Source organism: Leptospira semungkisensis, assembly GCF_004770055.1.
GTDB classification, from domain to species: Bacteria; Spirochaetota; Leptospiria; order Leptospirales; family Leptospiraceae; genus Leptospira_B; species Leptospira_B semungkisensis.
Map to the genome: position 1 here is coordinate 1,218,284 of NZ_RQEP01000005.1, position 23,302 is coordinate 1,241,585.

The 23,302-nt window shown below is 44.5% G+C and carries 15 protein-coding genes; 3 read left to right on the forward strand and 12 right to left on the reverse strand.

Features of this window, described 5'->3' with window-relative positions:
* Positions 1 to 37 precede the first annotated feature (37 nt).
* From EHO59_RS05810 to EHO59_RS05850, 9 genes are all read right to left on the reverse strand, one after another.
* Positions 38 to 5,830, reverse strand: a complete 5,793-nt coding sequence (locus tag EHO59_RS05810; protein ID WP_135585643.1) for a beta strand repeat-containing protein — start codon at positions 5,828 to 5,830, stop codon at positions 38 to 40.
* A 453-nt stretch (positions 5,831 to 6,283) separates the two neighbouring features.
* Positions 6,284 to 6,640, reverse strand: coding sequence for an LIC_10461 domain-containing protein (locus tag EHO59_RS05815; protein ID WP_135585645.1), 357 nt, complete (start codon positions 6,638 to 6,640; stop codon positions 6,284 to 6,286).
* The gene (locus EHO59_RS05820; RefSeq protein WP_135585647.1) at positions 6,625 to 7,035 is read right to left on the reverse strand and encodes a Bor/Iss family lipoprotein; all 411 of its coding nucleotides are present in this window, start codon (positions 7,033 to 7,035) and stop codon (positions 6,625 to 6,627) included. The genes EHO59_RS05815 and EHO59_RS05820 overlap by 16 nt, the downstream gene beginning before the upstream one ends.
* Positions 6,995 to 7,468 (reverse strand): hypothetical protein, encoded by a 474-nt coding sequence (locus tag EHO59_RS05825; RefSeq protein WP_135585648.1) that lies wholly within the window; start codon positions 7,466 to 7,468, stop codon positions 6,995 to 6,997. Before EHO59_RS05825 ends, EHO59_RS05820 begins: the two co-directional genes overlap by 41 nt.
* Positions 7,468 to 14,943: a beta strand repeat-containing protein gene (locus EHO59_RS05830; RefSeq protein WP_135585650.1), complete on the reverse strand. Its 7,476-nt coding sequence runs from the start codon at positions 14,941 to 14,943 to the stop codon at positions 7,468 to 7,470. The genes EHO59_RS05825 and EHO59_RS05830 overlap by 1 nt, the downstream gene beginning before the upstream one ends.
* A 298-nt stretch (positions 14,944 to 15,241) precedes the next feature.
* On the reverse strand, positions 15,242 to 16,744 hold the full coding sequence (locus tag EHO59_RS05835; RefSeq protein ID WP_167882067.1) for an HTTM domain-containing protein: 1,503 nt from the start codon (positions 16,742 to 16,744) through the stop codon (positions 15,242 to 15,244).
* A gap of 2 nt (positions 16,745 to 16,746) precedes the next feature.
* Positions 16,747 to 17,712, reverse strand: a complete 966-nt coding sequence (locus EHO59_RS05840; RefSeq protein ID WP_135585652.1) for a DNA-processing protein DprA — start codon at positions 17,710 to 17,712, stop codon at positions 16,747 to 16,749.
* Positions 17,713 to 17,732: 20 nt separating this feature from the next.
* The gene (locus EHO59_RS05845) at positions 17,733 to 18,596 is read right to left on the reverse strand and encodes a tetratricopeptide repeat protein (protein ID WP_210413027.1); all 864 of its coding nucleotides are present in this window, start codon (positions 18,594 to 18,596) and stop codon (positions 17,733 to 17,735) included.
* 155 nt (positions 18,597 to 18,751) lie between these two features.
* A complete protein-coding gene (locus EHO59_RS05850; protein WP_135585654.1) occupies positions 18,752 to 19,105 on the reverse strand; it encodes a DoxX family protein in 354 nt (117 codons plus the stop codon).
* Positions 19,106 to 19,179: 74 nt separating this feature from the next.
* Here EHO59_RS05850 and EHO59_RS05855 point away from each other — a divergent pair, with 74 nt between their 5' ends.
* On the forward strand, positions 19,180 to 19,617 hold the full coding sequence (locus EHO59_RS05855) for a GNAT family N-acetyltransferase (protein WP_135585656.1): 438 nt from the start codon (positions 19,180 to 19,182) through the stop codon (positions 19,615 to 19,617).
* 8 nt (positions 19,618 to 19,625) lie between these two features.
* Here EHO59_RS05855 and EHO59_RS05860 read toward each other — a convergent pair whose 3' ends face one another.
* The 3 genes from EHO59_RS05860 to nadA are packed head-to-tail and all read right to left on the reverse strand — an operon-like array spanning position 19,626 to position 21,540.
* The gene (locus EHO59_RS05860) at positions 19,626 to 20,084 is read right to left on the reverse strand and encodes a hypothetical protein (RefSeq protein WP_135585658.1); all 459 of its coding nucleotides are present in this window, start codon (positions 20,082 to 20,084) and stop codon (positions 19,626 to 19,628) included.
* Positions 20,081 to 20,563: a 2-C-methyl-D-erythritol 2,4-cyclodiphosphate synthase gene (gene ispF / locus EHO59_RS05865; RefSeq protein ID WP_135585660.1), complete on the reverse strand. Its 483-nt coding sequence runs from the start codon at positions 20,561 to 20,563 to the stop codon at positions 20,081 to 20,083. Before ispF ends, EHO59_RS05860 begins: the two co-directional genes overlap by 4 nt.
* Positions 20,564 to 20,568: 5 nt before the next feature.
* Positions 20,569 to 21,540, reverse strand: a complete 972-nt coding sequence (nadA, locus tag EHO59_RS05870) for a quinolinate synthase NadA (RefSeq protein WP_135585662.1) — start codon at positions 21,538 to 21,540, stop codon at positions 20,569 to 20,571.
* A gap of 284 nt (positions 21,541 to 21,824) precedes the next feature.
* Between nadA and EHO59_RS05875 the strand changes: the two genes are divergently transcribed.
* Positions 21,825 to 22,892: a lipoprotein LipL41 gene (locus EHO59_RS05875; RefSeq protein ID WP_135585664.1), complete on the forward strand. Its 1,068-nt coding sequence runs from the start codon at positions 21,825 to 21,827 to the stop codon at positions 22,890 to 22,892.
* Positions 22,849 to 23,274, forward strand: a complete 426-nt coding sequence (gene lep / locus EHO59_RS05880; protein ID WP_425460208.1) for a LipL41-expression chaperone Lep — start codon at positions 22,849 to 22,851, stop codon at positions 23,272 to 23,274. The genes EHO59_RS05875 and lep overlap by 44 nt, the downstream gene beginning before the upstream one ends.
* Positions 23,275 to 23,302: the final 28 nt, after the last annotated feature.

Genomic DNA, 23,302 nt, shown 5'->3' on the forward strand with positions numbered 1-23,302 from the left:
TCAGTCGACTCGAGTTGTCGATCCTTAGCTTCGATCATTAATTCCACTGCCTATATACACGCACTGGTGTTCCGTTCTTGCCCACACTCACGTAAAGGTAATTGACTCCGTTCACTGCCACTGATACCGCAGAGAAGATCTGCTGCACGTTCGTAGGATCTGTTAAGCCTGCACCTGCCACCTGCGTCCAAACGCTGGAAGAAGATCCAGGGTTCGATGTATTGGTACGATAGATCCTGATTCCCGCAGGGTTATCGAATCCCACATAGAGATAGGATCCGTTCTTAGCCACCATGGTGATTGTCTTGTTGGTGGAATCTCCGAAGTTTGTGATCCCGTTTCCGTCGTCTCCCACCATAGACCATTCTCCCGATTCACAGGTTGTAGAATTGGTGGTATCCGATCCTCCGTTCGTAGGATCACATTTCCAGAGCTGAGCTCTGCGATTCGTATCCGTTCCGTCGGTACATCCGGCCACAGTTCCCGCAGAACTCCTGAGTCCGGAGGCCTGAGAGCTTTGGACGCAGATCGTACGAGTCACGTAGAGATTATTATTGAATTCTGCAAATTGGGCAAAGGCTCTATCAGCAGGAATCAGATCGTAGAACTTGGAAAGTTCCAGAGAGAACCATGTATTATCGCTCTTATGCCATTTAGTATTGGATCTAGGTCCGATCTCTGTCCAGTCGCTGCAAGTGTTCTTAGTAGAACATGCAGTCGTAGGATTGGCAGAGTTGGAACGGATGATGGAGCCGTTATGCCCGACCGCATGCAAACCTCCGTTCGCAGCATAGATCCTATTCTTGAATACGAAGGAAGAATCGACTCCTATATAATAAGCCCAGTTAGGACTGCTGTTCACGGAGCCGCTTCCTCCACTGGAAGGTCCTCCGAAGTACGGCATATAATCGATACGGATCCTTCTTCCGTTTGTACCGTCTGTTGCGTCACAGTTGGAACCCGCGGTACAATTTCCGATGCTGGTATCTGCGGAGTTAAAGGAGATATAACCGAAGTCAGGAGCGTTCAATCCTTTCGTTAGGTCTCCACTATTGCTCGGTTTCGCAAATCCTGGGAACACTCTATCGTTCAATACTGTGATAGAAGAAGTTCCTGCAGTCACAGTTCCGGTGATCGTTCCCATATCTATATACTTATAGTTCAGGTTCGTAGAAGTATCATTCGAATAGTAGATATAATCGAAGAGATAATTTCCACTTCCGTCCGCTGTCGTTCTTGCCGCAGCGATGAATATGTACGGATTGCTGCTTAAGGATCCCGTGGTAAAGATACCTCTTCCATTCTCATTGTCCGGTCCGCAACCGTTTGCAAGTGTGGCATCGTTCGCGGTACAACCGGTATGTCCCAATGTAACGTAAGGAGGAACCGCGATACTATTCTCACGAGTGCTGGCAGTGTTCGAGCTTACATTTGTGGCATCGCTTGCCTGAGCAGTCGTATCCTTGGCAAATGCAAACTGTACCGATTCAGGAGAAGAACCATCATAAGCGAAACGTAATGCACCGTTTCCTAGGTTGTTCGGGCCGGTATAGATCTTGCTATTGAAGTCCGCCAAATATCCGAATGTAGATCCGTTCTGATCGATTGAGATAGGTCCATCCCCGAAATTGATAGGAGAAGTTCCGCAACCTAAGAAGGTAGCTCTATCTCTCGGAGAAGATTGAACGTTCTCTGTATCTCCTGAGTCGCGGATGGATCCCCAGGAAGAGTTATTGAAATCATCCCCGTCTACGTTATTTGCGGCGATGACCGTGAACTGAGCTCCTGTTTGCAAAGAACTATGAGTGATACAGACCTTGGCAGAATCCGCAGCCGCTCCTCCGCAGACAGTTCCATCTAGGATCTTAGCGGAAGAAATATTACCTAGGCTTGTAGGTCCTGAAAGTGCATAACGATTTGCGCATTCGGAAGTGCTACTACATTCCCCGGAACCGCTTACGTTATTTCCGGATTTGATCGGTTTGGAGAAATTAATAATGATAGTGCTCGTGCTTGCGCAACTCGCGGAGCTTACTTTCAACTGCTCTTGTCCTACAAAGTCACCGTAATTCGCGCAGCCCATATTATTCGGGATTGCAGAAAGATCCTGAACTCCAGTTTTATTCACGATCAAAGTGTAGCCTGTTCCCGAAGTCTGAGAAGAAGACAAAGTCAGAGTATAAATCGCTCCGCTTCCACTCACTGAAGAAACGGAGATTGAAGACGAAGAAGAGAAGTTGCTATTGTCGGAACAACTTCCGCTTACTGCAGAAGTCAGAGCCAATTTATAGTTGGATGCAGTCGTTGCCTGAGTCGTGTTCACTGATTCGGAGAAGGTAACTCGGACAGTAGTTGCCGTTAAGGAGACCACGCTCGAAACGATCGGCGGAGTAGTATCCAAATACACCACTGTTAGTTGCGTATTTCCACTCACAGAGCCGCTTGTCGCAGAGATGGTAATCGCTCCTGCAGCTACACCAGTTGCTAAGCCGTTACTTCCACTTGCATTGCTGATGGTTGCTATGCTTGTATCTGAAGAAGCCCAGGTCACAGTGCTTGTCAGATCCACAGTCGTGGTATCCGAATATGTTCCAGTTGCTGTATAGTTCTTAGTCTTGGTTGTATAAACCGTAGTGTTTGTAGGAGAAACGGAAATAGAAACCAGAACCGCAGCTGTCACGGTAAAATTAGTGGTGCTCGAAACAGAACCAAGAGTCGCAGAGATCGTGCTCACTCCGGTAGCCACTGCACTAGCAAGACCTTGGTTGCCGCTTGCATTGCTAATGGTAGAAGAAGCAGTATTCGAAGATGCCCAAGTGACTTGCGCAGTGATGTCTAGAGTAGTCGCGTCGGAATACACTCCATTTGCTGTAAAGTTCGTAGTATAACCTTTTGCTAAGCTATAGTTTGTAGGAGTGATCGAAATACTATCCAAGACCGCAGAGGTGACAGTTACTGCAGTATCCGTGCTCGTGATCGAATTGTACGTAGCCGAGATTTGAGTGCTGCCTTCTTGCAGAGCCGTTAATCTACCTTGTGTTCCACTCGCATTGCTGACAGTAGCCTTGGTCTGATCGAAAGAACTCCAGGTAACCTGAGTGGTAATATCTTGTGTGCTGCTATCAGTATAATGACCGGTCGCTGTAAAGTCTTGGGTTCTTCCTTTAGCTATGCTCAAGGTCGGAGAAGGGGCGATTGTAATACTAGAAAGAGTAGCAGCAGTGATCGTAAGTGTGCTCGCAGGAGAAGTGACACTTCCTAACTGTGCTTTGATATTCGTGGTTCCAGTTTGGAGAGTAGTCGCTATCCCTTGTGTTCCACTCGCATTGCTGATGGTAGCCTTGCTTGTGCTCGAAGAGGTCCAGGTGACTAGAGTGGTCAGGTCCTGGGTCGAAGAGTCGGTATATGTTCCAGTTGCCGTAAAGCTTTGGGTCAATCCCTTGGCCACGCTCGGATTTGTAGGATCTACCTGGATAGAAACCAAAGTAGGAGCTCCTACTGTCATACTCGCAGATCCGCTGATACTTCCAGAGGTTGCGGTAATCGTAGAAGTTCCTTGGCTTCCTGTATTAGGAGAATTTAATACTTCTTTAGAGGCTCCATTCAATCCGCCTAATTGGATTACCGAGGTAAGAGAGCTGGACCAAACTACTTGATCACTGATATCCTGGGTGGAATTATCCGAATACGTTCCTGTTGCTTCTGCCCAAGTAGAAGTTCCTTTCGCGATGGAAGAATCATGGATATGTACTTCTATCGAAACTAAAACGGCAGAAGTTACCGTAAACGTAATTGAATTGGATATCGATCCTAAGGTTGCAGTGATCGTGCTCGTTCCGACTCCTACTCCAGTCGCTTTACCTTCCGTTCCGGAAGCGTTACTCACACCTGCAATCGTAGTATCAGAGCTAGTCCAAGTGACTTGAGTAGTTAGATCTTGAGTGCTTGCATCCGAATAGGTTCCGGTAGCAGTCAGATTTTGGCTCTTCCCCTTCGCAACGCTTGGGCTGGAAGGAGTGATGGTGATGGACTGCAGTGTGGCTGCGGTTACTGTCAAAGTGCTTGCAGAAGAAGTGATCGTTCCGAGAGTCGCTGTGATATTCGAAGTTCCCACAGCCGCACCCGTTGCGACACCTTCGCTTCCGCTAACATTGCTGATGGTAGCCTTACTCGTATCTGAAGAAGCCCAGGTCACTTGAGTCGTCAAGTCTTGGGTAGTCGCATCCGTATATGTTCCGGTAGCAGTAAATGATTTGGTCAGTCCTTTTGCAACACTAGGATTCGTAGGAGTCACCGCTATGGAGACCAATTTAGCCGCAGTCACAGTGATATCTACATAAGAGCTGATGCTTCCCGAAGTAGCTGTAATCCGAGCAGAGCCGATATTGCCGCTATTCGGAGAGAGAACTTGTTTTTCAGGAACGCTGTTTAAGGTACCCAATTGCAGAGTAGAAGAATTGGATGTGCTCCAAGAAACACTGGAGCTGATATTCTGAGAAGTTCCGTCGGAATAAACTCCGGTGGCGGTTACATAAGTGCTTGTGCCTCTTGCGATAGAAGTATCGTCCGCAATTACTTGGATGCTATCTAGAACGGCTGCAGTAACGCTGAAGGAAACAGTTTCACTGACACCACCAATACCTGCAGTAATATCTACACTTCCTACTGCAACTCCGGTGACCCTTCCTTCTAATCCAGAACCGTTATCCACGCTTGCAGTATTCGAATCTGAACTAGACCAGGTGACTTGATCGGTAATATCAGAAGAAGAACCGTCAGAGAAGATCCCTGTTGCGGTTAAGTTTGTATTCCTTCCCTTAGGAGTGCTTGGATTGGAAGGAGTGATCGAAATGCTTTCTAAGACAGCTGCAGTGACAGTAATATCCGTGTGATCGCTAATAGAACCTAAAGAAGCAGTAATTGTAGAACTACCTTGCGCTTCTGTAGATAGAAATCCTTTGGAGCCGGAAGTGTCGCCTATCGTAGCGATGCTCGTATCGGAGGAAGTCCAGGTAACGGAGGTTGTGATGTCCTGATTGGAATTATCCGAATATGTTCCTGTCGCAGTATATTGTAGATTCTTTCCGAGAGCCAGGGATTGATTCGTAGGAGTTACTGCAATAGAAACAAGAGTCGCGGAACTAACGGTTAAACTTAAATTATTTGCACTGATCCCGTTATAACTTGCTTGGATAGAAGTACTTCCTGCATTTACAGCGCTTACTAATCCGGTAGAGTCTATCGTAGCGATGGAAGAATTTCCGGTATTCCAAGAAGTATTCGGATCGTTCGTAAGATCTTGAGAGGAACCGTCAGCAAAATTTCCGGTTAAACTGCATTGTCTAGTAGTTCCCTTCGGAAGACTTGTGTTTTGATTGATGCATGAAATAGTAAGAGTAGATAAAGGAGCAGAAGTAACACCAAGAGAAAGTTGAGCAGTCATTCCTTGATAAGAAATACTGATGCTTGCGGAACCGACTCCCATACCGGTGGCCTGTCCTCCGCTTCCCATTTGAATGATAGAAGAATCGCTGGAGCTCCAAGTTGCATCCGAAGTGATATCATTATGAGTTCCGTTAGAATAGAGAGCAGTCGCAGTCAGAGACATGCTAGTAGTCTTTGCAAAGCTAGAATAAGGAGAACTGATCTCCACTTTGCTCAACTCCGCCTTGGATCCACCTGGGAAGAATAGGAGTCCTCCTCCTTTTTTTCCTGCAGCGAGACCGACAACTCCTGTGAGCATAGGCCAAGCGATACACCCTTGGAAAAGGAGAGATAATACAGTGATAAATGCGAGCAGAGCTCGCTTTCTATTGATGGTTCCTGGCATCGTGCTACTTCTATATATCTTAGATCGATTTTTTTTATATCGAACTAAACTAATCGACGCTTAAAAACTATACACTATTTCATTTAAAAGTAAATAAAAGGGATTACTTGAGTAAGTGTGTGATTACTTAGCTCGAAGAGAATTCTTCGATGCGGAAGAAGAGACGGAACCGATCTGTACTCCTGAAAATCCGTTACTCAAGTGGGTGAACAAAGAAATAAAACGGATTCGGATTTTCGGTCTCTACAAATATCTACTCCCAAAATCGAAAAAAGCCCACTGAGAAATTTAAATATTCAAAAATTGGAAAGTGATCTAACGTTTGCTCTCGGTTTGACGAAGGCCGAATAACGTATGTAAGGCTTATGCTTCGGATCGAGGTTATTTGTGAGTCCGAAATGACCTTCTTTTAACACATAACAAAGAGATCATTATTCCTAAGTTTATGTCCTATTATTCGCCCCAATTGCTTTTTCCGTCTAGGATAAGCAAGGATCTACAATAAACCATCACGGTTTTAGTATTATACAAAGGACCGATCAGGAAATGAATGATGGAATCTCCGAAGCCGGTCACCAAACGTACCTCTGCCGGAATTTGATTCTTGCAGGATGCTTCTTCTTTTTCCGAGATTAAATAGATTCCGAAAAGAGTGCTGCTTTGCTTTAAGTCTTTCTCTGGTTTAGGAGGCTTTTCCATGTGAGCTACGGGTAGAGTATCTACTTTATGGATCAAGATGGTGGAGTGACAACCCAGGTGTAGAGAAATTAAGCCGAAAGTAGATAAGAAAATTCTTATATAGGATAGCATTCTATCTCCAGCGTTCTGGGGGAATATATGGTAAGGGTGACTTGTTCCCAAAACCCGTCCCAAAAAGATTGGAATTGGTGTGCGGATTTGGGCCCTGCAGGGCAGTACTTAGCTACATTTACGATGATGTCTGAAGGGTATAATCCGAATAAGTAATATTTCTGTGAGATAGAATGGACCTCGCCTTGTTGGGACTTCTTTCCGTTTCTTTCTTCCATAGCCAATCTGCATTCCTTGGAATCCTGATACAATCTGCAAGGCTCGGGAGTTCTTTGCGGATAATTGACCCAAGCATGTCTGCAATTCGAGAGGATGCATACACAGGCAAAAAGATATAGAAGGAGCAGGATACGTTTATCGATGTACAATTTCTTCCTCCCATGCAATGGAAGCATGTCCGGGGCCGTATATTGCTGCGAAGATTCGATACGAAACTGGCTCCGGTTTCTCCTGGATTCCTCGGTCTAGGACAAGAGAGTATTCACCTGACTCCGGATTCTTAATCTCTATTTCGCAACGATTCGAATCCTCTTTTGATTTCTTGCACGGAAAACTACTTGGGAAAGGAAATCCCTTACGGGTCAACCTTGCAGTGATCCCGGATCTATTCGTTTCTAAGTTAACGGAAAGTTTAACTTCTCTGGCTTCGGTCAGTTTAAATCTGTATTCCCAAGCTCCAGAAGACAGACTACTATCTGTCTGTGCCTGAAAGATCGAAGTTTCTGCCTTCTGTATTCTTTCGAACCTAAGAGGCTCATGCCTAATTGGTTGTTTGCATTCTAAAGATATTAAAAAAATATATATAATTAAAATATGATTCTTCTTCATTAGTTTTGCTGCCTAAATACCCTTACAGGCGTATTATTTTTACCCACACTTACATATAAATAATTCACTCCTCCGGTTGATACGGATACAGCGGAGAAGATCTGTTGCACATTCGTAGGATCTGTCAAACCCGCACCTGCTACCTGTGTCCATGCGCTGGAGGCTGATCCAGGATTTGCAGTATTCGTACGGTAAACCCTAATTCCCGCGGTATTATCAAAACCTACATAGAGATAGGATCCGTTTTTAACGACCATGGTCATGCTTCTATTAGTGGAATCTCCGAAGTTCGTAATTCCGCTTCCATCGTCTCCTACAACGGACCATTCTCCCGATTCGCAAGTTGTCGGATTAGTACTATCGGCTCCTCCGTTAGTAGGATCGCATTTCCAGAGCTGAGCTCTTCGATTTGTGGTGGTTCCATCCGTGCAACCCGAAGCGGTTCCGGCTGACGTTCTAATCGTAGTGGCCTGAGTACTTTGAATGCAGATCGTTCGAGTCATATAAAGGTTCCCATTGAATTCTGCAAATTGAGCGATCGCTTTGTCAGCGGGAACCAGGTCGTAAAGTTTGGAAAGCTCTAGGGAGAACCAAGTATTTGAAGCTCCATGCCAATTTGAATTGCTTCTAGGTCCGATCTCTGTCCAGTCCGAACAAGTATCAGGACCAGAGCAAGGAGTGACTGGGCTTGCAGTCGTGGAACGTATAATAGATCCGTTATGTCCGACGGCATGCAATCCTCCGTTACCAGCATAGATCCTGTCATTAAATACGAACATGGAATCAACACCGATATAGTATGCCCAGTTTGGAGAGGCATTGTTGGAAACGACTCCTGATAGGAAGGTAGGACCTCCGAAATAAGACATGTAGTTGATCAAGAATCTTGCTCCGTGACTTCCATCATACGCATCGCAGTTTGATCCGGAAGTACAGAAGCCTTTGGTCGTATCTGCGCTGTTGAAACTGATATAACCTAAGTCAGGTGCGTTCAAACCTCCTAGTAATCCGCCAAGGACCGGTCCCCCTGAATTGCTAGTCTTTGCAAAGCCTGGATAAACTCTGTTGTTCTGGACTACCATCGAAGTAGCGGTCGCAGTAACTGAGCCTGTAATCGTACTCATATCAATGTATTTATAATTCAAGTTGGTAGAAGTGTCAGAAGAATAATACAAGTAGTCGAAGAGATAATTTCCACTTGCATCAGGAGTGGTTCTCGCTCCGCCCACAAAAATATACGGAATACCGTTTAGAATTCCGTTCACGAAGACACCTCTACTGTTTTCGTTATCCGGTCCACAACCGGAAGCGAGGGTGGCGTTATTCACAGTGCAAGAGGAATGACCTAATGTAACGTAAGGCGGAACAGGAATGCTATTCTCTCTCGAAGTCGCGGTATTTGAACTCACATTCGTAGAGTCGCCATTCTGAGCCGTAGTATCTTTGGTGAAACTGAACTGAACGTTTTCAGGAGAAGTCCCGTCATAGTTGAATCTAAGTGCTCCACTTCCCGCATTATTCGGGCCATTATACAGTTTATTATTGAAATCCACTAGATAACCGAAGGTTGAAGAATTCGGATCCACAGAAATAGGACCATCCGAGAAGTTTACTGGAGAAGTTCCGCATCCAATGAAGGAGGCTCTATCTCTCGGAGAAGATTGCATATTCTCCGTATCCAAAGAGTTTCGAATGGATCCCCAACTGCTATTGTCGAATCCATCTCCATCCACATTATTTGCTCCCATTACAGTATATTGTGATCCGGATTGTATTAGGTTATGTGTTACACATACCTTGGAGGAATCGGCTGCTGCTCCGCCGCATACAATACCATCTAGGATCTTGGCGGAGTTTACTGTTCCTAAGCTACTTGTTCCAATGAACGAATAACGTTTTGCACATTCAGTAGTAGTGCTGCACTCCGCGGATCCTGTCGTATTGGTTCCTGATTTGATCGGCTTGGAGAAACTCACGATTACCGAGGTGACACTTGCACAAGCAGCGGAAGTAACTTTTAATTGCTCCTGGCCTACGAAGTCTCCATAATTCGGACAACTTAGAGTATTTGAAAGAGGAGAAAGATCCGTTATGCCCGGTTTATTTGCTACTAATGTGTAGCCTACTCCGCTGGTTTGCGCAGAAGAGAGTGTTAATACATATACTGCACCGCTACCGGAAACAGAAGAAACAGTTAATGCTGAACTGGACGAAGTAAAATTGCTATTGTCCGAACAGGTTCCGGATAACGCTGAAGTTAATGCAATCTTATAATTAGATGCGGTCGTTGCTCCCGAAGTGGCCAGGGATTCGGAGAATGTGACTCGGATCGAAGTAGGGGTCAAAGAGACCACATTCGTAAGAATAGGAGGAGTCAGATCCACAGCATTCACAGTAAGAGTAGTATTACCGCTTAACGCACCCAAGGTCGCAGTGATCGTGGCGGTTCCCGCATTTACACCGGTGGCCTTTCCTTCCGTCCCGGAAGAATTGCTTACAGTAGCTATACTTGTACTAGAAGAAGTCCAAGTAACCGAAGTAGTTATATTCTGGGTGCTTGTATCCGTATACGTTCCGGTAGCTACAAAGTTTTGGGTCTGGGTTTGATAGATAGAAGGCGCCGTAGGGGAGACAGAAATGGAGACTAACTGAGCCGCTGTCACAGTAAGATTAGTTGAGCCTGAAATGGAGCCTAACGTAGCCGAAATTGTGGTCCCTCCTGTTCCTGTCGCAGTGAGCAAACCGTTATTTCCGGATGCATTGCTGATCACCGCTCTAGTTATAACTGAGGAGGCCCAGGTGACTTGAGTTGTGATATCCAGAGTGGTTCCGTCTGAGTAGACTCCATTCGCAGTATAGTTGGCCGTGTTCCCTTTTGGTAGACTGTAATTCACAGGAGCCACTTGGATAGAAGTCAACACTGCTGCCGTAATAGTAACTGCAGTTGCGGTGCTTGTAACCGAGTTATAGGTTGCACTGATATTAGCAGAGCCGATCTGGATGGCTGTAACCAGTCCACTGGTCGCTTGTGCATTACTTACTGTTGCTTTACTCGGATCCGAAGAAGTCCAGGTAGCTTGGATGGTCAGATCTTGAGTGGATCCGTCCGTATAATTTCCTATTGCCGTAAAATTCTGACTTCTTCCCTTAGCAATGCTGAGAGTCGGATTTGGTGCGATCGTGATCGAGGTTAGAGTTGGAGAAGTTACAGTCAATATACTCGCGGGAGAAGTTACTCCACTTAAAGAAGCTGTAATATTCGTGCTTCCCGTTTGCAATGTAGAAGATTGGCCTTGGGATCCATTCGCATTGCTGATCGTTGCAATGTTTGTCGCAGAAGAGACCCAGGTGACCTGGGTGCTGATATCCAAAGTGCTTCCATCACTATACGTTCCAGTGGCTTTAAACGTCTGAGGTAATCCCAAAGCGACACTTGGATTTGTAGGATTGATTTGAATAGAGACCAGAGAAGCTGCAGTCACGGTTAGATTGGAACTTCCACTGATAGAACCCAGATTTGCAGAGATACTAGAAGTCCCCTGACTACTACCAGGAGCAGAGTTCAGGATCTTTTGAGGTCCTGCTGCAAGATTGCCTAGTTGAACAGCGGAAGTATTGGAACTTCCCCAAGAAACTTGATCACTAATATTTAATGTAGTTCCGTCGGAATAAGTTCCTATCGCCTGAGCATAGGTCGACGTTCCGAGAGCAATCGTATTCTGATTCAGATAAACTTCTAAAGAAGTCAATACTGCATTCGTGACTTGAAAGGTTGCAGAAGTAGATACGGAACCTAATACAGCGGTAATATTTGTTTGTCCTACAGTGATTCCACTCGCCTTACCTTGTCGACCGGTCGCGTTGTCCAAGGTAACAACGGAAGTATTATTGCTTCCCCAAGTTACTTGAGTCGTTAGATCTATCCAACTACCGTCGGAGTATGTTCCTGTCGCAGTTAGATTTGTGGATCTTCCTTTCGGAACTGTAGGAAGAGAAGGAGTGATCGTGATCGACTCCAAGGTTGCAGCTGTCACAGTCAGAGTGCTTGTAGCCGAAGTAATGCTATTATAAGTAGCCGAGATATCCGACGTTCCAATGGATACAGTAGAAGCAATTCCTTGCGATCCATTTGCGTTGCTAATCGTAGCTACATTCGTTGAAGCGGAGTTCCATGTTGCAAGATTGGTCAAGTCCTGTGTGCTTCCGTCAGTATAAGTACCGGTTGCCATAAAGGATTGAGTAAGTCCCAATGCTACGCTAGGATTTGTAGGAGTGATTGCGATAGAGACTAGAGCGGCGGTTATGACAGTAATATCCGAAGATCCAGTGATTGCGCCTAGAGTAGCACTCACCGTTGCAGTACCTAAACTTCCTCCAGTAGCGATGATATTCTTTTTAGGAATTGAATTCAAAGTACCAAGTTGAACGATCGTATTGTCCGATGTGCTCCAAGTGACCTGATCGCTAATATTCAAACTCGTTCCATCCGAATAGACACCTGTTGCTTGGACATAAGTAGATGTTCCCTCATGAAGGGGATTCTCATCCGCAGCTACTTGGATAGAATTCAATATTGCATTCGTCACCTTGAATGGACTATTTCCGATTACTCCGTTCAGGGTGGCGGAGACTGTGGCAGTACCAGTATTCACTCCTGTAGCCTGTCCTTCGGAACCACTAGCGTTATCCATCGTGACCGTAGAATTGGAAGAACTGGACCAGGTTACTTGCGTAGTGAGATTTTGAAAAGACCCATCAGAAAAGATACCAGTCGCAGTCAGATTCATACTTCTTCCCTTAGGAGTAGAAGGATTACCTGGAGTAATCGTGATGGATTGCAAGGTCGCTGCTGTCACAGTCAGAGTGCTTACAGGAGAAGTTACTCCACCTAAAGAAGCGGATATATCCGAAGTTCCAACTGCAATACTGGTTGAGAGTCCCGAAGATCCGGAGGCACTACTAACCGTTGCTACACTCGTATTCGCAGAGTTCCAAGCTACTTGGTTCGTCAGGTCCTTGGTCGTAGTATCCGAATATGTTCCGATCGCAGTAAAGTTTTGAGTCAATCCCAGAGCGATGCTTGGATTTGTAGGATTGATCTGAATGGAAGAAAGAGTCGCAGAAGTGACAGTAATGCTCGTTGATCCATTCGTACTTCCTAAAGTTGCAGTAATATTAACAGTGCCTTGGTTTCCTCCAACAGGTGAATCCAGTTCTATCTTAGGAGTCGATGTCAAGACCCCGATCTGAAGGACAGTGCCATCCGAGCTAGTCCAGATTACTTGATCACTTATATTCAAAGAGGATCCGTCTGAGTAAACTCCCGTGGCCATGGCGTATGTAGATGTACCCAATGGAATAGAGGTATTGTCAGGAGTAACTTGAATAGAAGTGAGTATAGCGTTAGTCACCTTGAATGTGACCGAGGCATTGACCCCATTCAGCATAGCCAAGACATTAGCCGAACCTGAAGAAACTCCAGTAGCAGTTCCTTGTTTTCCTGGGGTATTATCTACGGTTCCAATAGAAGCATTTGAACTAGACCAAGTTACTTGCATAGTAAGATCGGAGCTCGTACCATCCGAATAAATACCGGTAGCAGTCAGTCCGATGCTTGTTCCCTTAGGAGTAGTTGGGTTGCCTGGAGTGATCGTGATGGATTCTAAACTTGCAGCAGTAACCATAAGCACGGAAGTATCCGAAGACACTCCGCTTAAAGTGGCAGAAATATTCGTACTTCCAGCGCTTAGAGTAGAAGCTATCCCTTTACCTCCGGATGCATTGCTGATCGTTGCGATCGTAATATCAGAAGAAGACCAGGTAACCGAATTTGTAAGATCTTGAGTAGAATTATCGGAGAAGGTCCCGGTCGCGGTGAAATTCTGAGAGAGCCCGTTGGCAACTGTCGGATTTGTCGGGCTGATTTGAATCGAAACTAAGGCAGCAGAAGTCACTGTAATATTTGCTGAACCGGAAACAGAACCTAAGGTTGCAGTAACAGAGACCGTGCCTTGGTTGCCTGTATCCGGCGACTGGACTTTCTGCTCCGGTATAGAATTTAAATTACCTAATTGTAATATAGTAGTATCTGCCACGGACCAAGCGACTTGGTCGCTGATATTTTGAGATGTTCCATCCGAATAGATCCCGGTAGCCAATACATAGGTGACCGTGCCTAAATGAATGGAAGTTTGGTCCGGGATCACTTGGATAGAAGTCAGAACCGCGGCAGTCACTTGTAGCTGAATGGATTGACTTATACCTCCGATAGCTGCGGTAATATTTGTACTTCCAACGGAGACTCCTGTGACTCTACCTTGCAAGCCCGCTCCGTTATCTACTGTTGCTATCGTACTATCCTTACTTGCCCAAGTTACTTGAGAGGTAATATCCGAAGAAGTGCCATCCGAAAAGATTCCAGTTGCAGTCATATTCAATATGTTGCCGCTAGCTACCTTCGGGTTTGCAGGAGTAATGATGATCTTGTTTAAGACTGCATCCGTTACTGTGATCGTCGCCTGTCCATTGACGGCACCTAGATTGGCAGTAACAGTAGCCGTTCCTTTGCCTTGGGTATCCACCATTCCTTTGTCACTGCTTGTATTTCCGACAGTAAACACGTTCGTATCCGAAGAGGACCATCCCACTTGCAAAGTGATATCGTGAGTTGAATTATCGCTGTAAGTACCTATGGCAGTGTATTGTTGCATTTGGCCGAGCGCATAAGATGAATTATTCGGCGTTATGGATATCGAGTTCAGAGTAGCTGCACTTACTGTGAGAGGAAGGCTTGCGTTATAAGTATTAAAGTCTGCAGTGATCTGAATCGGTCCTCCTGCTGCGACTCCGAATACGGAGGCAGTATTGTCGATGGTCGCTACGGAATGATTCGAAGTATCCCAGGTGACATCCGGATCATTGGTTAAATCATTATGACTTCCGTCTGCAAAATTACCTACTAAATTGCATTGTCTCGTTGCTCCTTGGGGAAGAGGCGTATTAGAATTATCGCATACGATTGTGATCCCTGTCATTGCAGCAGCAGTAACCGTCAAATCAATCTGATCGGAAAATCCTAGATAGTCTATGGATATATCGGTGCTTCCTACATCTATCGCCTTGGCCTGTCCAGTAATGGTCGCGGTCATCTGAACGATAGAATTGTCCGTAACAGACCAAGTTGCGTCCGGAGTAATATCCTGAGTTGTGTTGTTAGAATAAATTGCAGTAGCTTTCAACTGCATGCTACTCGTCTTTGCAAAAGCGGTAGAAGGAGCGGAGATCTCTACTCTTTGTAAAACGGCAGGGCTATCATTAGGACCCGGTAAGAAGAAGAGACCAGGTCCTCCCTTTTTTCGAGCAGCGAGACCTGCAGCACCGGACAAGAGCGGCCAGGCAGAGCAACTCTCTAAAACGGAAATTAAACAGAGAGAACAAATACATCTGAACGTGACTTTAAAAACTAAACCACTCATGTTCTCTATCCAAAAAATCCTCTTTCGAGCCGTTCGGGATAAACGTTGTGCGCCTTTGAGAAAGAAAATGGATATACATCCGCTTCTATTGAAAGCAAGGAAAAAACACTAATTTGACAATGTTAACTGGAAAAAATTTATTTATAACACATTAGGCGAAAAAGAACATTCTGGCGGCTCTATCTTCCTCCAAAAGAAGAGGAGCACACTTTGTTTGGCGGGTTATCGCGCAACGTCTGGGTTATGTCCCATTATTGAACAAAGGCTGAATACTTTAGAATATTAGAATATTTAGGAGTTATTTAGTATCTGTGAGGACCCAATCTTTGTGGGAAAAATCGTCTTTCACCTTCATAAGATCTCGATTCGGATCTATGAATACCCGGCTTTTTTTGCCGTTTAAAGAGACTCTAACGTCTGCATTGACTGATATTTCGTCTCCCGTGCGGGTCTTTTCCTTTTCTCCCAGAAAATGTGCGAATTGTAGGATGAGATCCGGCTGAGTACTCATCATTGTTTTTTGCAACTCAGTTAGGTATGATTCCGGCAATACATATTGAATCTCTCCGGTCCGGAGGTTCGTAACTCTAAAAGATGCGATCCCGTTCTTTTGGATCAGCATAATATGCCAGGCAAATCGAAATCCCTGCTCCGTCCAAAGATGGTTTCCCGGATATAGAAAGTGGCGAAGAGGCAAGGCGATTTGGAGAAAAATATAGATCCCGGCTGCCCAGGCGCCGAATCGAAATATAAATCCTGAAGTAAAGCGGGAGATAGAGGATTCAAGGCGACTTCCCCAAGTATTCGGATTTTCTAATATATATAGAAGTTTGAAAAAATATTCGGCTAAAAAGAAACGAAGTGCAACTGGAAACTTCAGCCAGATAACCTTAAGCAAGTTCCTGAATTCTCCATAAGGGAAGAGACCTCTTTTCTTAAGAAACCTTCGAGCTTTTAGAGGCCAACTGGGAGAAAAGAAAAGCAACGCAGAAAAGATCATGATCCAGGGAAACATTCCGATCGGAAATAATCTCCAAGTCAGTAAATGAAATATTACGACTGCACCATATGCCCAAGGTCTCAGCCTTGATCTCAATAGACAGAACGGGACAAACAGATCGAAGAATAATCCAGCATAGCTGAATAAGTATCCGGCGATCGGATAGGTAAAGAAACCTCCGAGCACAGGGAAGTCAGTATTTCTAACGAGCCAAATTCGCAGAGGTTGAGCTTGAAAGAGCCAGTCAGGAACTAACTTAGCGAGTCCTCCGAAAAAATATACACAACCAATTTGAAATCTTAGGATCCAAATACACCAGTTCGGAACTTTGGGAATGGACCATCTACCGTTTCGATAAGTATCCAGAAAATGAGGCAAAGAAAAACAGCAATCTGCAGGGATCCAAAACAAAAGGCATAATAAAAGAGTAATGAAGTAATAATGGTTTAAGTAAGTGGATACGTCCAGTAGATTGAAATAGAGAAATCCGACCAGATAGATTGCCAGGGATGTGCGATATAGGACTCCGAGAGAGATTCCGATTGCAGCAATACATAATATTATAAAAACAGGATATAGGATCCATGCAGGAAAAACAGGAACCCAAGAGAATCCGAAATATTTAAAATGAAAAGATGGCTCTATAAAATATTTTCGCACCCAGCCGTAATGTAAATACCTGGCTGCGGTTACGAATAATAAGATCCCGAATCCGAAACGAAAAGCGCCTAAGGACCAGGCAGGAGAGTTTGCATTCAATTTAGATCTTAGATTTTTAGAAAAGACAGAGATCGAATCCATTCTCAATTGCCATGCCCGATGGATCGAATGAATCCGTTCCCCAGCTCGATCCAATTACCATTCAATCTTTGTTTTCCCAATAGAGCAAGCATTCCCGGGACTTCTTCAAAACGGTCCGGAATAATTTCATTGGTATGAAAGATTCTGACGTCTTCTCCTTCGTTTTCAGGAAATAAAACCCGGTTCGCACCTTCGGAGATGAGATCTTTTCCTCCTTGGTTGGAGAATTGGTATGGATGATCGAATACATAAATCTCTCTGTTCTGAGAAATGGCGCTGGATGCCGAAGATAATGCTCCGCTTTTCTTCGGAGCTTCCATGATTAAAAGAGAAGGTGCAATCCCTGTGATGATACGATTCCGTTTTGGAAATGCGTACTTACGAACTTGAAATCCAGGAGGACATTCCGTTAGGATCAATGCATTCGAAGAACGTTTCATTCTGCGATACAGGTCTCTGTTTGCATACGGATACTCCGTCTCGGGTCCAGTGCCCATCACTCCGATCACGAACATTTCCTGATCCAAGGCTTGGTCCATCGCCACTGCATCGACTCCCAGGGCCAGACCGGAAACCATTCCATTGCATCCAAGAGAACGAATGAAAGAAGGAATCGCTTTAGAATAAACGCATGTAATTGGAGAGATCTTTCGAGTTCCTACAACTGCAGTATATTTCTGATTCAGAATGGAAATATTGCCTAAACAAAAAAGGTTGGGAGGAGGATCGTAGATCTCTTTCAGAAGAGGAGGGTATTCAGGATCAAAAAAGCTAACGACCGAAACTCCCAGATTTCGGATTGAGCTTGCATACGTCTTAGAGTCGAATTCGGCTCTTTCTCTTAGATCCTTGGGCAGGATCCAAAGCATCTTTTCTAGAACTTCTTCTTTAGAGAAAGAAGAAGTGAGGAAACCGGATCGAACTAGAATCCTATAAATGCTAGGAGAAGTAAGGGCTAGAAAATCCACAATATTCCCGAAAACGAAACTCAGTTTTCCTTTGAATCTATTTTCTTCAGATTGTTGATTACGTTTTTATAAGATTCATTCTCTTCTAATGTTTCTTTGATAAAGCCGTCTTTTTTAAGAGATTCGATGGTGGATTTTAAATGCAAATAGAGTTCTTTAGCTTCTTCTGTTTTGCCGAATCTAAATAGAAAGTTTGCCTTTGCGAACAACACGGGAACATTTCTCGGTTCCTTCTTCAGAACGGAATCCAAAAGAATAAATGCCTTATCTTGATCATGGAAGCCTGCATTCACTCCTTCCCAAGATGAATCTGCCATGGAGGAATCAAAATAAATAAGCGCTAGTTGGTAAGGAAATCTAGAATCTCTGGGATCTTGTCTGGTTAAGGATTGAAAGATCTCGATCGCAATTTCTCTTCTTTTAGGCTCCCAACCTCTATCTTTAGAAGCATTCGCATAAGAAAGTCCTGTCTCGAAGAGAAGTTGCTGCTCTACAGGCATTTGCAAAAGAGCCTTATCGAAATAAGGTAGAGCCGATTCGAAGAAGTGTACGTCGGCGCCAACGATTTCGGCCTTTTTGCCGGACCCTTCTTCTTGAATTGCTTTATTATAATATTTTGATGCTAGGTCGTAATCGCCTATCTTCATGTATCCTTGGGCGATCTTCCAGCTCAAGGCTCCTGCAGATCTGGTCTTAGAAGCCATCTCTCGGATCTTCTTTTCTAATTCCACGATCTCGGACTCGTCCATATTCAAACGACGCTTCCATGAGTCTAGATCCTCTACCGTCGGAGGCTTTGCTGCTTTGGAAGAAAATTTGCTCAGGTTCTTACAATCCAGGATTAAGAATAAGAAAAGTGTAAGAAAGAGAAGTTTGATCCTCATTTGATCCCTCTGCAAAGGTTTGCTTTTGATGAGTACCATGTCGGAAAACCGAGAGTATGGTCGACGGAAAATCCGCGAAATGGCGTTTTTTTTAAGAAGAAGAAGGTGGAAAAGAGGAATGGAAACGGGAGGACGAATGTCCTCCCTGACAATGATCAGGTATTGTCTTTGGAAATACCTGCGATGACCAATGCGCCACCTAAAAGACCTAGATCTTTTAAAAGCATACCGATCGACATTTGGTTGCCCGCGCTTGCACCAGGGAAGTGAACGAGTACGATAAAGATCCCTATAAGCACTGCGAGCAAGGTTGCAGCCAGTTTCGTTTTCTTGTTAATGTAAATGCTTACGGCAGCCGCGATCAACGCTACGCCGGTCACATAAACCCAAACAACCGGAAACGGAATATAGCTCGGAACCATTCCTGCCATATCCGGTCCTTTCAATAAATGAAAAATTCCAGAGATCAGGATGGGAAGGGCATAGATATATTTCCCTATGTTCTTCATAAAAAATTTTTCTCCTCCGCAAAGCGACCGTTAATTAGTATGAATCTTTAGGAAGCAAGCAAGGAGAAAACGGATTGGATTTTGGAAAAAAAAAGATTCTTCCAAGCGGTTGGAAACATGCTGAGATCCAAGACATCAGTCTGTTGGAAGAAATGGAGAAGGCAGTGTTCGAGCGGTCAGCTTGGGCGAGATTTTCCATACAAAGTCATATCACTCATCATTTCGCTTGGTTCAAGGAAGGTATAGGATATCTGTTCTATATGGACTTAGGCGATTCTTTCGAACTATTGAGGATAGGTATCCTTCCCCAAAAAAGAAAATCGGGCGAAGGAGAAGCAATCCTAAGAACTCTCTGCGAATTTTCTCCGAGAGTCTTGTTAGAAGTTTCCGATCGAAATCTTCCTGCTTTGAATCTGTATCGCAAACTAGGATTCAAAGAATTAGGGATCCGTAAATCATACTATGGCCCTGGAGAAGATGCCATCCTCATGGAATGGACAAAGAAGGACTGAGATTTTTTTCAGAATGCTTTGATCGCTCTGACTTGGACTAGTTCGTTGTTCCAAAACTGAAAATACAGAAAGACCCGAACCGGATATGGTCTTAGCCAAAATCTAGAATCAGTCAGATCTATGTACGATCCTAACTCTGCTCTCAAATGATTGTTATCCTGCTGGAACATAAAATAGGGATTGGATTGTATGACCCCTTTTTTATTAAAAATTAATATATCGGCTACGTAAGAAGGCTCCGCTATATAAGGCCTCTCTTCCTCGAAGGTTCTGGAGATTCCCTTGGACTTCAGATATCTCATCACTGCTTGCTTGGAAGAATGGATCGGCACTTCTTCTAATACCGAAGCACGGATAGAATATGCAGATTGTTCCAAGAAAGGATCTCTCATATAAAAGAAGAAGAGAGAAAGAAGCATCAAAAAGCAGGAGAGTACTTGTAGAGCGAGTATCCTTTCTCGACTCATTTCTTCTCCATTAAAACCACGCAGCTTGCTCCCAAGCCTTCCGTTCTTCCTAATGCTCCCATTTTTTCGGTGGTAGTCGCCTTGATGGACACACAGTCTTCCGGCAAATTTAAGAGAGAAGAAAGAGAAGACTGTATCTTGGTTCTATGAGGAGCGATCTTAGGTCTTTCTCCCATTAGAGTACAATCTATATTGACTAGCTGAAATCCTTTCTCCTTGCTTAGGTCCAAGGTCTTCTTTAGGATAATGCTAGAATCCATATTCTTGAGAGAAGGATCTGTGTCCGGAAAATGCTGTCCTATATCTCCCAGGCCCATGGCACCCAAGATAGCATCGGCTAACGCATGTATGACTATGTCCGCATCCGAATGTCCTACAAGAGCGTATTCGGAATCTAACAAGGCACCTCCCAGAATGAGAGGGCGCTCTTGGTTAATCTCCAATCTATGAAAATCTAGTCCTTGTCCGATTCTGTACATCAGAGTTATCTGTAACTCACATCCAGCATTCTTTGGACTGCCAATCTTCCCTTTTCGATGACTTCAGGATCTAGATGGATCTCATGTTGTTCGTACAAAAGAGCATCTTTAATTTTTTCTAATGTGATCCGTTTCATGTGAGGACAGGTCCTACAAGAAGAAACGAATTGTCTCTCGGGGAATTCGGATCTGAGATTATCTCCCATAGAACATTCGGTAACTAAGAATACATCCTTGGCTCCCGAGTCTTGAATGAATTTGGACATTTGAGAAGTAGAGCCTGCAAAATCAGAAGCTGCGACCACGTCCGTATTGCATTCCGGGTGAGAGATAACTGTGACACCTGGCCATTGTCTTCTTACGTTATGAATGTCTTCGGCAGTGTACATCTCGTGGACCATGCATCTGCCCGGAAAAGAGATGATCTTTTTATTCGTCTGCTTTTGCACATTCCCCGCTAGATACTCGTCCGGAAGAAAGATAACTGTGTCACTGTCCAAGGAATTTACGATCTGGACAGCATTCGCAGAGGTGCAGCAAATATCAGTTTCTGCTTTTACATCTGCAGTGCAGTTTACGTAGGTCACCACCGGAGCTCCCGGATATTGGGCCTTTAGCTTCTTTACATCTTCTCTAGTAATGCTTTCTGCGAGAGAGCAACCCGCTTTTAAGTCCGCGATCAAAACCTTTTTTTGCGGGGACATAAGCTTAGCGGTCTCCGCCATGAAATGGACCCCATTGAACAGAATAATGTCTGCGTCCGTCTCGGCTGCTGCCTTACTCAAATACAGGGAATCTCCCAAAATGTCGGAAACTCCATGAAAAACGTCAGGAGTCATATAATTATGTCCCAAAAGAACGGCATTCTTCTCTTTTTTCAGCCGGTTGATTTCCTGGATCAGAGGTAGTTTCTCCTCGATCTCGTGCTCCATATAGGTGGATTCCAGGGCTTTTCGGATATTCTCTATGGTTTTCATGTGGTCCCCCTAATCGGTTTTTGGCGGTCATCCTTTTCTATTTTGACGTTTCCTGGCGGAATAGAAACCGATTTTGAACCTATTTGTAGAATCCCAGTAGGAAACTAGGTTTTGCAAGTGTTTATATTGTTCTCTTTTTCCAAAACCGGGAGGAAGAGGGGGACAAAATATTTACAAACCCCCTCGGATCGTTCGTATCTTAAAATAAATTGACAGAAAAAGAATTCTTCGGATCAATACGAAGTTATTCCTAAAATCATCCATAAAGGATTGGTATTAACCCAATGAAAAAAATCGCTGCTCTGCTTTTCGCAGGGGCTCTGGCTTTCTCGGTTTCCAACTGCGGAGAAACCGTAGACGTAGAATATCCAGTTTTCCCTAAATCAAAAGAAGGTCGCCAATTGAAGCAATTCCTCGGAACCATTCGCGTGGTAGGACTTGCGGTTGAGAAACCTCAAAAAAGTCTCTGGGAAACTGTGTTTGGCGCAGGATCCAGCTTCATCGACCAAATGCCTTCTAAAGTATTCGAAGCATTCGATAAAGAAACATACTATAAGTTAATCGACTTGAGCAAAAGAGCTGACTCTCTGAACGAAGCTACTCTTACCCTTACTGGGATCACTAAGAGCCGCGTGAAACTCGGAAATCAGTTGGGAGCCGAAGCGATCCTGCACATCGGATACCAAAAACCTTATACCGAGTGCGGTAGCGAGATGATGACCGATTACGGCGCAGCTGCTATGCAAGTAGGTGGAGCAATCGCTTCTATGGCAACCGGTAGAAACGTAAACACCGGTGGTGGTTCTATTTCCAAACAAACTGCAGTGCGTTATATGCTCATTCCTTTGGACGCTACTTTGATCAAAGTAGAGACTGGAGAAGTTCGTAAAGCTGTCGTTTCCAACCCTGCGAAAGTAGACGGTGGAGTGGGCGGTTCCGTATGTCCTTCCGTTCTTGACTCTTTCGGAAAAGCTCTAGACGAAGCTGCTCTTTATATCAAAGACAGACTTTCTCCAAAAGTTAATACTGAGAAAATCCGCGTATTCACTAAAGACGAAGATCCGGATGTTGCTGACCTTCTGAACGACGGATACCAAGAGATTACTGGTGAAACTCCAAGCTTCAAAAAAGCGAAAGAGAACTGGGAAAAAGCCGACAAAAAAGCCGGTGGAAAGTCTTGGGGAGCAAAAACCAATATTGGAACTTACTACTTCCAAGCTGGTGATTTCGATAAGGCTATCAAATACTACGAAGACGCTATGAAGATTTCCGGCGTAGATAAAAACTACGTAAGAGAATTGCGTAAGCGTGCGGAAGCGGTTGCTGCCGTTGACGACAACGCTGACAAGTAAGCGATTCGGAAATTCTTTTAGAATAGGGAGAAGCGGGCGTTTAACGTCCGCTTTTCTTTTATGTGCCTTGTTCTTGGTCTCAAATTGCAGACGGACCAAGCCGAGTCTGGAAGAATGTTCCGACGCCCATATCCATATTTCCAAATTGATCGCAAATGATGAGACCATGTCCAAACAGGTCCAGGCCTTGATGCTTAGGTCGGTGCTAAAACCGGAAACAAGCGAGGCAATCATTCGAAGCTGTGTGGAAAATAAGACTCTACTCCAAGTGCAATGCGAGCTTTCCAAGCAGAAGTTCTCCGAGTTGCAGGAATGCAAGAAGCTCGGAATTCCCGAACCTGTCGGATCTGCTCCAGAAAAGAGCGAACCCTTAGCCAAATAAGTATGGTATCCTAAAACGTCTAAAGTTT